The sequence below is a fragment of the Agrobacterium sp. YIC 4121 genome, from assembly GCF_002008205.1.
Classification (GTDB): Bacteria; Pseudomonadota; Alphaproteobacteria; order Rhizobiales; family Rhizobiaceae; genus Agrobacterium; species Agrobacterium leguminum.
Map to the genome: position 1 here is coordinate 253934 of NZ_MRDI01000003.1, position 12092 is coordinate 266025.

The following is a 12092-nucleotide window of genomic DNA, read 5'->3' on the forward strand; positions in this document are numbered from 1 at the left end:
AGGGGATGTTCCCATGTCGCTCGACCGTCTGGCTCCGGCCATCTTCGTTTTTCTCTGGTCGACCGGCTGGGTCACCGCCAAATATGCGGTCTATTATACCGGACCGCTAACCTTTCTCTGTCTGCGCTATCTGCTGGCGGGGGCGTTGCTGTGGGCGATCTGCCGCTTTTCTTCCATCCAGTGGCCTGAGCGGCGTGCCGATCTCTTCCGGGCGATCCTCTCCGGCGTCTTCCTGCACGGTCTTTATCTCGGCATGATCTGGTGGGCGATAGGGCAGGGCGTGCCGGCGGCGATCGGCGGCATCATCGCCGGTCTGCAGCCGCTGATGACGGCGGTGGCCGCCCGCTACATGATCGGTGAAAGGATCTCGCCCTTGCAGCGCGCCGGCCTGCTCATCGGCTTTGCCGGCATTGCCATTGCCGTGCTGCCGAAGGTCATGGCCACCGGTGCTGTCGGCCTGTCGGTGCCGCTCTACGCCGTGGCGGTGAATGTGCTGGGCATGACTTCGGTTACCTATGGCACGCTCTACCAGAAGAAATATGTCCATGGCGGAAACATCATGGCGGTGGCCACACTGCAATATGTCGGTGCGCTGCTGGTCACCGTGCCCTTCGCGCTTTTGCTGGAGGATGGGCATGTGGACTGGAGCCTCGGCCTTGCCGCCACGCTTGCCTGGTCGGTGGGTGCGATCTCCATCGGTGCCGTGGCGTTGCTTCTTTATCTCATCCGACGCGGGCAGGTCTCGCGGGCCGCCTCGCTGATCTATCTCGTCCCGCCGCTTGCGGCGGTGGAAGCAGCACTGCTTTTCGGCGAAACGCTGACACCGGCCATGATTGCCGGCACCGTTCTGGCGGTGACGGGGGTTTATCTCGCCAATCGCAAACCTGCCGCAGCGGTTGTCGCACGTTAGAGCCTTTTCGCTTTTCTTCGAGCAGCGAAAGCGCTCTAACTCTTTGTTTTGCTGCATTTCCGGACGGAAAGCCGGGCTCCACTTTTCCTGGAAATTCTTTAATTACCACAACCTCATATTAGGGCTTTGTTAACCATAAAATTATACCTCTCGTTAATCCAAAGATTTGGCGGGGGTTACATGTCTATTTCACGTCGTGGTGTTCTGTTCGGATTGCCGCTGTTTCTGGCCGGCTGCGCGAATACCGGCATCGGCCAGCAGAGGCTGGATTATGCGGCAAAGCCGGAGGAGAAATTCCCGCTTCCCGCCATGCATCTGGACAAGGTCAAGCCGGAACTGCGCCGGCAGGAAGTCACCTACGATACCATGCACCCGGCCGGAACGGTTGTGGTGGATACGCCGGCGCGGCGGCTTTATTACGTTATGGGCGATGGTCGCGCCATGCGTTACGGCGTCGGTGTCGGCCGGCAGGGTCTTGCGCTGAAGGGCGATGCCTATATCGGCCGCAAGGCGGAATGGCCGTCCTGGACGCCGACCGCGAACATGATGCGCCGCGATCCGCGCAATCTGAAATTTGCCGGCGGCATGGCGGGCGGCCCGAACAATCCGCTCGGCGCACGCGCGCTCTATCTCTATCGCGGCGGTAACGACACCATGTTCCGTCTGCACGGCACCAACCAGCCGCAATCCATCGGCCATGCCATGTCGAGCGGCTGCATCCGCATGCTGAACCATGACATCATCGATCTTTACAGCCGCGTGCCGGTCGGTTCGAAGGTCGTCGTCTTGCAGGCGTGAGGAAGAGGCGGATTTTTCCGCCTTTGCCACGCCAGAAAATGCCTGTATCCTTGAGTTGATTTTTTCGGCAGACGGTCAATTTTATGCTGGAAAATCAACGATGTGTAGAATGCCTCCCTTTCTATATTTAAGGGAGTTCTGCTATATCGGAAACGTGATTTCCGGTGTTCGAGACGTGTATCCATAAAGGCGTAAATGCACTGTATCGAGCGCGGCACCACTTCAACGGGGACACATGAACATGGCAACTTTCGACTCTCTTTCCCGCTATCGCCCGCAGGCACTCGGGGCGCTGCGCATCATGACGGCGCTGCTTTTCATTTCGCATGGAACGCAGAAGCTGTTCGGTTTTCCGGCATCGCAGATGGATGGCTCCCTGCCGACGATGCTGCTGGTGGCGGCGCTTCTGGAACTCGTCGGCGGCATTCTCGTGCTGATCGGCCTGTTCACACGCCCGGTCGCCTTCATCCTGTCCGGCCAGATGGCGGTCGCTTATTTCATGGCGCATGCGCCGAGCAATTTCTTTCCGGCCCTGAACGGTGGCGACGCCGCCATCCTGTTCTGCTTCATCTTCCTCTATCTGTTCGTTGCCGGTCCGGGCGCCTTCTCGGTGGATGAGCGCCGGGCCTGATTGCCCGACCCGTCATCGATCTCTTTTGCAGAAGCTCCGCATGGTTACGCCGTGCGGAGCTTTTTTTTGAGAAGGATTAAAGCTTCGGCCGTGGCCGAAGCATAGATGCTTGTTTTCGGATTAAGAACGGGCCATCCTGAACGCAGTTGGAAAATCGATCCGTGACCTCCCAGAACCCCATCGCCCGCGAATTGCTGTTTCTTGCCTTGCTGTCAACGCTGTGGGCCGCATCCTATACTTTCATCAAGATCGGGGTGGAGACGATACCGCCGATCACCTTCATCGCCTCGAGAACCCTGATCGCCGGTCTGCTGCTCTTTGCGGTGATCCGGCTGCGCGGGCTGGGCCTGCCCACGGATTTGGCGACATGGCGGCTGTTCTTCATTCAGGCCTGCATCAACAGCGTTCTGCCCTTCACGCTGATCGCCTGGGCGGAACAGAGCATCGATGCCGGTCTTGCCGTCATTCTCAATGCAACGACGCCGATCTTCACCTTTCTTCTCACCGCACTCGTTATCCGCCATGAGCCGGTCAGCGGGCGCAAGCTGTTTGGCACCATTGCCGGCATGACGGGCGTGTGCCTCATCATCGGTGTCGAGGCACTGAGCGGTGCGGGCGAGGCGATATGGAGCCAGCTCGCCGTGCTGACGGCGGCTTTTTCCTATGCCTGTGCGGCTATTTTCAGTAAAAATTTCAAGGGGCTCGATCCGATCATGCCGGCAGCGGGTTCGCTTATCTGCGGCGCTGTTTTCCTGTTGCCCGTGAGCCTGATCGTCGACCGGCCCTGGACGCTGTCGCCTTCGGCGGCGTCACTGACGGCGCTCCTTTGCCTCAGCGTGTTTTCGACCGCGCTCGCCTTTATGATCTATTTCCGGCTGATGCAGACGCTAGGCTCCGTCGGCACGACGTCGCAGGCCTATCTCAGGGTGCCGGTCGGCGTCGCCATCGGCATGGCGTTCCTGGGGGAAATGCCGACACCTGCCATGTGGGTGGGGCTCGTCTGCGTCATTGCCGGCGTGCTGGCCATGACCCTGCCGTCACGGCGTCGTCCGGTCGCGCAGGGCGGGTGAGGGAAAGCAAAGCCCCGCTGGCTGGCTGTGGCTGCGGGGCTTGATTATTGGCGAGCGCGTGCCGCTTGTTTCTTCTCCCCGCCGGGGAGAAGGTCGCGGCAGCGGGATGAGGGGGCAAGGGTGGTGAGATACGGCAGCGGTGCCCCCTCATCCGACCCTTCGGGCCACCTTCTCCCCGGCGGGGAGAAGAAACGCCCGGCAATGCCGGGCGTCCTTAATCCATTAGAGCAACTTAGCGGTTACGGCCGCGATGGCCGTTGCCGGAAGCGCGCTTTTCCTGGCCGTTGCCGCCGGCAGGGGCGTGGCGGTTGGCGCCGCTGCCACCGGGCTTGCGGGCCGGGCGACGGTGCTTGCGCGGGCCGGCCGGGCGGCCTGCATCGCCTTCAGCCTGCTTGACGCGCTTGAAGTCGGAGGTGACTTCCAGATCGTTGTCCGCTTCGCGCGGTGCGTGGTGGCGCGACGGGCGGGATTCGCCGTTGTGACGTCCGCCTTCGCGGGGACCACGCTGATGGCCGCCATTGTTGTTGCGGCCGCCGCGGTTGTTGTTGGGGCGCGTTGGGCTCGCAAGACCGGCCGGGCGTTCGCCGGAGGCGACCGGAATATCGATCTTCATCAGCTTTTCGATGTCGTGCAGCAGGCGGGTTTCGTCCGGGGCGCAAAACGCAATGGCGATGCCGTCGCGACCGGCGCGGGCGGTACGGCCGATGCGGTGAACATAGGCGTCGGGCACTTCCGGCAGGTCGTAGTTGAAGACGTGGGTGACGGCCGGAATGTCGATGCCGCGGGCAGCGACGTCGGTTGCCACCAGCACCTTGATCTCACCGTCCTTGAAGCCCTTGAGAGCGCGCTCGCGCTGGCCCTGGCTCTTGTTGCCGTGGATGGAGGCGACCTTGAAGCCGATATGTTCGAGATGCTTGTAAAGCTTTTCAGCGCCGTGCTTGGTGCGCAGGAACACGATGGCGCGGCCATCCGGGTTTTCGTTGAGCGACTTCTTCAGAAGCTCGGTCTTGTCGTTCTTGCCGGCGACGAAGTGAACATATTGCTCCACCTTGTCGGCTGCCTTGCCGGGCGGGGTCACTTCCACCTTGAGCGGATCGGTCAGGTAGCTGTGGGCGAGATCGGCGATCGCCTTCGGCATGGTGGCCGAGAAGAGCAGCGTCTGGCGCTTGGCCGGCACCATCTTCGAAATTTTGCGCAGATCGTGGATGAAGCCGAGATCGAGCATCTGGTCCGCTTCATCGAGCACCAGATAGGTGACCTTGGAAAGCGAGATGGCGTTGCGGGCGATGAGGTCCAGCAGGCGGCCGGGGGTCGCCACCAGAATATCCGTGCCCTTTTCGAGCTGAAGCTGCTGCTTGTTGATCGATGCGCCGCCGACCACCTGGTTGATGCGCAGCGGCGTCTTCTTCACGAAGGAGCGCAGGTTTTCGCCGATCTGGTTCACCAGCTCGCGGGTGGGGGCGAGGATGAGCGTGCGGCAGGTGCGGTTTGCCGGGCGGTCCGCCTGCTTCATCAGCATTTCGATGATGGGCAGGCCGAAAGCGGCGGTCTTGCCGGTGCCGGTCTGTGCGAGGCCGATCAGGTCACGGCCTTCGAGCAGCAGCGGAATGGCCTTTGCCTGAATGGGAGTAGGGGTCGTATAGCCAAGCTGGGTAACGCTGGCCACGATCTTTTCGGAGAGGCCGAGTTCGCTAAAACTGGTCAATATAATGCCTTTCGGGGCGCCAAAAACCAATCGTCCGGAACAGGGCTGCTGTCCGGCGGTTTCGGCGTCAAGAACCCCGCGTGAATTGGGAACTTGTGGGTTGGAATAACTTTCTGCGCATCAGTGCGGCACATGCCGTCTTCTGTATTCTTTGCGCTTTTCCTTCATGCGGGCCAGATTCCTTATTTTAAGGACGTCTTTCCGGTCATACGCTGCAGCTCACGCGGCTGCCGAAGGTGAAAGCTTGAGGGCCATGTGGGCGTTTTGCGCGTCAAAGTCAAGCGATAGTTTTGTAACGCCGCCGCTTGAGGGCGCATGGCAGCCATGCGTACCGTTAGCCGGCGATTGCCGGGACGGTGCGGGCGCCAGCGAAGAATTATGGTTAAAAAAGGGTAACGACACCGTCGGATACATAGCAAAGATCGATTTTCTCACATAACGTTTTTTGCCATGGCGTCCGGAAATATTTGATTCGACAGGAATGGACTGCAAGGTGTGGAGTATCGATTGACCGAAGGCTGCGGGTTGCTGGAAAAGGCTTGCAGGGCCGTTGCCGCCCTGGACCTGCCCGCGTGCATCAAGGACAGCGAACTTCGCTATATCGCGGTCAATTCCGCCTATGCCCGGATCATGGGGCGCCCGCCCGGGGCATTCAAGGGACACACCAGCCTTTCCCTTTCCGCCGATATTCGCGATGCCGAGCGCGAGGACAGGGAGCGCCGCTCGTTGGTCTTCGCCACGGATGAGATGATTGCCTGCCATGGTGGGGGGGCGTCCGGGCCATACACGCTTCGCTGCGAACGTTTCACCGGTGACGACGGCAATCTGTTCCTGTTCGAAGCGTTCGAGGATATGCCGTCCGCCGCCGTGGAGGTTTTTCCGCAAGCCGACAGCGCTTCGGAGCTGCTGTTCGGCAGCGGCGTGATCGATCTCGTCGATGCGGGTATCGTGATTTATGACCGCGAAAACCGGCTGGTCTACTGCAATACCCGCTTCAGGGAATTCTACAGCGCGCTCGGTGTCGACCTGAAGGCCGGCGTCCCGCTCGAGACGCTGATGAGGGCGATTTATTTTTCGAGCGGCTACCGCGATGCGAAGGCCGGCGATCCGGCGTTCGAAGGGTGGATGCAGGAGCAACTGCGGGATTTTTCCCTGCCCTATCTCGAAAGGGTGGAGCAGTTTGCCGATGGCCGCTGGGTGCGCATGGTCAACAAGCGGCTGGAAAACGGCATGCTGGTGGGACTGCGGGTGGATGTCACCGAGTTCAAGGCGCATGAGACGCTTCTGAGCACGCAGATCCGCGAGACCTGGCTTCTGCGCGCCGCGCTTGAGCAATTGCCGGTCGGCGTGTTCCTGCGGGATCAGGACAGGCGGCTGACCTTTGCCAATGCGGCCTATGAGAAATTTCTGGGCGGCAGCCTCGCCGACCATATCGGCAAGACCGAATGCGAGATGTTTCCGGAGGAAGGCCCGCAGTTCCAGCGGGAAAACGAGCATATTCTGCGAACCGGGGAAGCCATTGAAAAGACCGGAAGCGTTCCGCTTGCGGATGGCGGCGCCATTCCCGTCATCACAAGGCTCGGCCGGGTCGCGACGCCGGATGACGACTATTATCTGGTCGGCTCGGTCACCGATGCCAGCCTGTTGCAGGACCGGGAAAAGGCGCTGATCGCCGCGCAGGCCGAGGCTGAGGCGCTGCACCGCCAGCTTGAAGCGGTTCTCCATGCCCTGCCGGTGGGCGTGCTGCTGCTCAGCGCCGATCTCGTCATCGAATATGTCAATCCGTTCTTTTATGAGGTCTGGGGCGAGATCGGCGGCGAGAAGTCGCTTGTCGGCAAAAGTTATCGCGAATTCATGGAGATGAATTTCGACAGCGGCCTTTATGACTATGGCGACAGGCCTTTCGATGAGGTCTATGGCGAGCGGGTGCAGCGGCTTCTGAAGGAGGAGGTCTTTGCGCCCCGCGAGGTGCGCAGCAAAAGCGGCAAGGTCACGGTGATTTCGAAAACCCGGCTCGAAGGCGGGAAAATCCTCAGCACCTATGCCGACGTCACCGATGTGCGCATGCGCGATGTTGAGATCAGCAAGGCGAAGGCCGAACTGGAGCGGGTCGGCGAATATATGCAGGGCGCTACCCGCGCCATGGCGCAGGGGCTGGTGCTGGTCGAGCAGGGCACGATCATCATGTCCAACGAGGCGATGGCGCGCATGTTCGACGTGCCGCCGCATCTTCTGGAAAAGGGCTGCAACTGGTCGGGTTTCTTCGCCCATTGCGCCGGGCGCGGCGATTTCGGCACGGCCGGGGAGGCTGCGGAGACGCTGCGCGCCTGGAGGGAGAATATCGCCGCCAACCGGCCGTTTTCCTGGCTCATCCATGTCGCCGGCAAAAGCTGGCTCAATCTGGAGGCCACCAACAGTTCCGGCAATTACTGGCTCATCATCGTCACCGATGTGACCGAGATGAAGCTGCGTGAAGAGGAATTGCAGCGGCTGCTATCGCGTGCGGAAGCGGCGGATCGGGCCAAATCGGAATTCCTGGCCAATATGAGCCATGAAATCCGCACGCCGATGAACGGCGTTCTCGGCATGGCGGAGCTTCTGGCCAAGTCCAATCTCGATACGCGCCAGAAGACCTTTACCGATATCATCGTCAAGTCCGGCAATGCGCTTCTGACGATCATCAACGACATTCTCGATTTCTCGAAGATCGAGGCCGGGCAGATGAGGCTGCGCAGCGTGCCCTTCGATCCGGCGGAGGCGGTCGAGGATGTGGTGTCGCTGCTGTCCTCGGCGGCGCTGGAAAAGGACATAGAGCTGATCGTCCGCATCGATGCTTCTGTCTTCGGCAAGGTCATCGGCGATGCCGGCCGCTTTCGGCAGATCGTCACCAATATCGTTGGAAACGCCGTCAAGTTCACCGAAATGGGGCATGTGCTGGTCGAGCTTTCGGCGCGTTCGGCGGAAGCCTCCGAGGCCATTCTGTCACTGCGCGTCGAAGACAGCGGCATCGGCATTCCGGCCGACAAGCTTGAAACCATCTTCGACAAGTTCAGTCAGGTCGATGGCTCCGCGACGCGCCGGCACGAGGGAACGGGGCTGGGGCTGGCGATCACGGTCGGTCTCGTCGGCCTGTTCGACGGCGCGATCAAGGTCGTCAGCGATGTCGGCAGGGGATCGACCTTCGAGGTCAATATTCCGTTTCAGGTGACCGAGAGACAGCGCGACCTCCCGCTTCTTTCCGTGGCGATCGAAGATATCCGCGTGCTCGTCATCGACGATAACGACGTCAATCGCCGCATATTGACGGAGCAGTTGCGCAGTTGGGGCATAGACGGCCACGCGGTGGAAGACGGGCCTTCCGGCATCGCCGTGCTTGAGGAGGCGGCCTCGCTCGGTTTTTCCATCGACGCCATCGTTCTAGATTATCATATGCCTGTCATGAACGGGCTGGATGTGGTGGAGCGGATCCGGGCGGATGCGCGCTTTGACGACATCGCCATTGTTTTCCTGACCTCCATGGATGTCGTCGGCGACGAGACGCTGTTTACCGATCTCAATGTGCAGGCGCATCTGATGAAGCCGGCGCGGGCGCGGCTCCTGCGCTCCACCCTCTTCGATGTGGTGCGCGATGTGCGGCTGAAACGCGCCCGGCAAACTCCGGCCCCGCGTGACGGTCTGGGTGATGGCGCCGTCCTGCCGGAAAGAGGCTCCGCCGAAAGAAAGCAGCGCGATGCCGCATCGACGGCGGTGCTGGCGCGGCATCGGCCGAGCCTTCTCGATGTGCTGGTGGCCGAGGACAATGACGTCAATCAGATTGTCTTCACCCAGATATTGCAGCAGGCGGGTCTGCGCTTTCTGATCGTCGGCAATGGCAAGAAGGCCGTGCAGGCGTGGCAGGAGAACAATCCCGCCATCATCCTGATGGATGTTTCGATGCCGGTCATGAACGGACATCAGGCGACGCAGGCCATCCGCGCCGCGGAACGGACCGCCGCCGACGGCCGGCATGTGCCGATCATCGGCGTTACCGCCCATACGCAGGAGGCGGATCGGGAACTATGCCTGGAGGCGGGCATGGATGATTATCTGTCGAAGCCCATCAGCCCGGAAACGCTCGAAGACAAGATCGCGCAATGGCTGGGCGAAAACATGCCGCGCCGCGACGTGCCGGGCGTGTGACTTTTCGACCGAAACATCGCTGTGCTTCGCGTCAGCCGAACGGTTTGGTCCCGCAGAGCATTTCCCGCTTTCCGGCAAAACCTTTCCGGCGCTCCAGCTCAAAACCGGCGGCGATGAGGTTGCGGCGAACGAAGCCGGCGGCGGCATAGGTGGCGAATGTGCCGCCAGGCGCCGTCTTTGCGAAAAGCGCCTGCATGATTTCCAGCGACCACATGTCCGGATTGCGCGCGGGTGCGAAGCCATCGAGAAACCAGGCGTCGAAACTTTCCTCGCTTGCGGAAATGCCGGCGAGCGCTTCGCCACAGACCACCGTCAGGCGCGTTTCGTCATCGAGCTGGATTTCGACCCGTCCTTTCGGCTCGGCGGGCCAGAGGGCGGTGAGCGCCTTGCGTTCGGCATCCACTTCCGGCCAGCGGGAAAGCGCCCGGTCGATTTCCTCCGCCTTCATCGGGTAGAGTTCGAAGGAGATGAAATGCAGTGTGGAGCGGCCGTTGCGCATCTCTTTCCACTGGCGCCATGTCTCGCAGAGGTTAAGCCCGGTGCCGAAGCCCAGTTCGCCGATGCGGAAGGCGCCCTCCCGTTCGAGCCAACGCTCTGGCAGGCCGCTTCCGGAGAGGAAGACATGGCCACATTCCAGCCTGCCGTCCGTCTGACAATAAAAATGGTCGTCAAAGGCCAGTGAATAGGGCATATCCCCGTCACGCCAGTCGAGCGCGGTGGGGGTTTCCCCGGCCGGTGAACCGGCCGCTGCGCCGGTCTCTGTGATATTTTCGTTGGAATGTTTCATGGCTAAAGCCGATAATCCCGCTTTCGAACAGGGTCAATCTCCAAGATTGCCGGCTTCCGTGCCGCTTCTCATCGTCGGCGGCGGCATCATGGGGCTGTGGGCCGCCGTCAAGGCGGAGCGGCTCGGCATCGATACATTGCTGGTGGAGGCGGATCGCCCCGGCGGCGGCGCCAGCGGCGGGCTGCTGGGCGCGTTGATGCCGCATATGCCGGACCGCTGGTCGGACAAGAAGCAATTCCAGTTCGATGCGCTCATTGCGCTGGAAAAAGAGATTGCCGGGCTGGAGGCGGAAACCGGGCTTTCCGCCGGCTACCGTCGCTCAGGCCGTATCATTCCGCTGCCGAGGCCGCATCTGCGCGCCATTGCCGAACGGCACGAACGGGATGCGCTGGAGAACTGGGTGTCGGGCGAGCGCCGGTTCCATTGGCATGTCGGCGACAGGCCTTCGGTCGCGGGCTGGGTGGATGATGCGGCGGGTGAGGCGGGTTTCGTGTTCGATACGCTGGCGGCGCGGGTTTCGCCACGTGCGATGATCGCCCTTCTTTCGGCTTTTCTCGGTAAGGCGCGGCATGTGCGGCTGGCGGAAGGTTGCCGCGTTCTTTCGCTCGACGCGGATGCCGGGCGGGCGGTGCTGTCGTCGGGCGACGCGGTTTCTTTCGGCCATGTCATCGTCGCCAACGGCCATGGTGCCTTCCCCCTGATCCGCGCTGCCCTCGGCCTGGAGGCCGGTGTGACGCTGGGGCAGGCGGTTAAGGGGCAGGCAGCACTTCTCGACGCGGCAGCCGATCCGGCGATGCCGGTCGTGTTCCTGAACGGTCTTTATATCGTGCCGCATGAGGATGGCACGGTCGCGATCGGCAGTACCAGCGAAGATTGTTTTTCCGATCCCTTCAGTACCGATGAAATGCTCGAAAAACTGCTTGCGGAAGCGTCTGCCGTTGTTCCCTCGCTTACTGGCGCGCCGGTGCTGGAACGCTGGGCCGGGCTGCGCCCGAAGGCGGTGGGGAGGGACCCGATGGTGGGCACGATCCCCGGCCATCCGAGGCTCGTTGCGCTGACCGGCGGCTTCAAGGTCAGCTTCGGGCTTGCGCATTTTCTTGCCGATGCGGCGTTGCAGACCGTGTGCGGTCACACGCCTGTCATCCCCTCGGGCTTTCACCTTCAACAACACGTGAGTATTGCCACCGCGGACTTTAGAAAGTTCTGATCAGGCCGCCCACGTCGTTAATCTGTCACGCAAATCACTTATTTGCTGGCCTGCAACGAGGCCGGTTTGTCCGCATTTGCGGCGAGGTGACAGTGCATGCGATACGCCATTCATTTCACGCCTTCCCCCAATGACCCCCTGACGCAGGCGGCTGCCGCGTGGTTGGGGCGCGATGCCTATTCCGGTCAGGCGGTGGAGCCGCCAGGCATGATCGATCTCGGCATGCAGGAGATTTCCTACCATACGGCCCTGCCGCGCCGTTACGGTTTCCATGGCACGATCAAGGCCCCCTTCCGTCTTGCGGAGGGGCATTCCGAGGCGGCGCTTCTGCGTGACCTGATGTATTTTTCCGGCAGGCAGGAGCCCTTCACACTGCCGCAACTGGTGGTGGCAAGGCAGGAGAATGTCTTCAGCCTCGTTCCCGAGCGCCCCTGCGAAGTGCTGCATTTCTTTGCCGCCCGCGTGGTGCAGGAATTCGACCGTTACCGGGCGCCGCTCTCCGACGCGGAAATCGAGCGCGCTGATCCGGACCGGCTTTCGGCCTCGCAACTCACCAATCTGCATCGCTGGGGCAGCCCGCATGTGATGGATGAGTTCCGGTTCCAGATGTCCCTGACGGGCGGTGTGGAAGCTTCCAGCAGCCAGAGGATTGAGCGGGCCGTGCGCAAGGTTTTCGAGCCGCTGCTGACCCGATCCCTGCAGTTTTCCAGCCTTGCGCTTTTCATCGAGGATGAACCGGGTGCGCCTTTCCGGGTACACTCGCTTCACCCCATGGGCCGTGTTTCCGCCCGAAAGATCGCCTGAA

9 protein-coding genes are annotated in these 12092 nt (G+C 61.5%); 7 read left to right on the forward strand and 2 right to left on the reverse strand.

Going from position 1 to position 12092, the window contains the following annotated elements; translation table 11 throughout:
* Positions 1 to 13: 13 nt before the first annotated feature.
* From BTE54_RS05490 to BTE54_RS05505, 4 genes are all read left to right on the forward strand, one after another.
* Positions 14 to 910, forward strand: coding sequence for a DMT family transporter (locus BTE54_RS05490; protein WP_065655058.1), 897 nt, complete (start codon positions 14 to 16; stop codon positions 908 to 910).
* Positions 911 to 1090: 180 nt separating this feature from the next.
* Positions 1091 to 1708: a L,D-transpeptidase gene (locus tag BTE54_RS05495; RefSeq protein ID WP_078051722.1), complete on the forward strand. Its 618-nt coding sequence runs from the start codon at positions 1091 to 1093 to the stop codon at positions 1706 to 1708.
* Positions 1709 to 1949: 241 nt separating this feature from the next.
* Complete coding sequence (locus tag BTE54_RS05500; RefSeq protein WP_003520528.1) at positions 1950 to 2339, forward strand: DoxX family protein; 390 nt, start codon at positions 1950 to 1952, stop codon at positions 2337 to 2339.
* A 161-nt stretch (positions 2340 to 2500) separates the two neighbouring features.
* On the forward strand, positions 2501 to 3409 hold the full coding sequence (locus tag BTE54_RS05505) for an EamA family transporter (RefSeq protein WP_078051723.1): 909 nt from the start codon (positions 2501 to 2503) through the stop codon (positions 3407 to 3409).
* A gap of 232 nt (positions 3410 to 3641) precedes the next feature.
* Here the strand turns inward: BTE54_RS05505 and BTE54_RS05510 are convergent, their stop codons facing one another.
* Positions 3642 to 5114 carry a DEAD/DEAH box helicase gene (locus tag BTE54_RS05510; protein WP_078051724.1) on the reverse strand — a complete coding sequence of 491 codons (1473 nt, stop codon included), beginning with the start codon at positions 5112 to 5114 and terminating at the stop codon, positions 3642 to 3644.
* Between the two features lie 507 nt (positions 5115 to 5621).
* On the opposite strand from BTE54_RS05510, the gene BTE54_RS05515 reads away from it, so the two are divergent.
* Entirely contained in the window at positions 5622 to 9293 is a 3672-nt protein-coding gene (locus BTE54_RS05515) for a response regulator (protein WP_198939081.1), read from the forward strand.
* Between the two features lie 31 nt (positions 9294 to 9324).
* Here BTE54_RS05515 and mnmD read toward each other — a convergent pair whose 3' ends face one another.
* Positions 9325 to 10080 carry a tRNA (5-methylaminomethyl-2-thiouridine)(34)-methyltransferase MnmD gene (gene mnmD / locus BTE54_RS05520; protein WP_078051726.1) on the reverse strand — a complete coding sequence of 252 codons (756 nt, stop codon included), beginning with the start codon at positions 10078 to 10080 and terminating at the stop codon, positions 9325 to 9327.
* On the opposite strand from mnmD, the gene BTE54_RS05525 reads away from it, so the two are divergent.
* The gene (locus BTE54_RS05525; RefSeq protein ID WP_078051727.1) at positions 10079 to 11287 is read left to right on the forward strand and encodes an FAD-binding oxidoreductase; all 1209 of its coding nucleotides are present in this window, start codon (positions 10079 to 10081) and stop codon (positions 11285 to 11287) included. The two genes, mnmD and BTE54_RS05525, sit on opposite strands and share 2 nt — an antisense overlap.
* Before the next feature lie 96 nt (positions 11288 to 11383).
* On the forward strand, positions 11384 to 12091 hold the full coding sequence (locus BTE54_RS05530) for a DUF1045 domain-containing protein (protein ID WP_003524263.1): 708 nt from the start codon (positions 11384 to 11386) through the stop codon (positions 12089 to 12091).
* Position 12092: the final 1 nt, after the last annotated feature.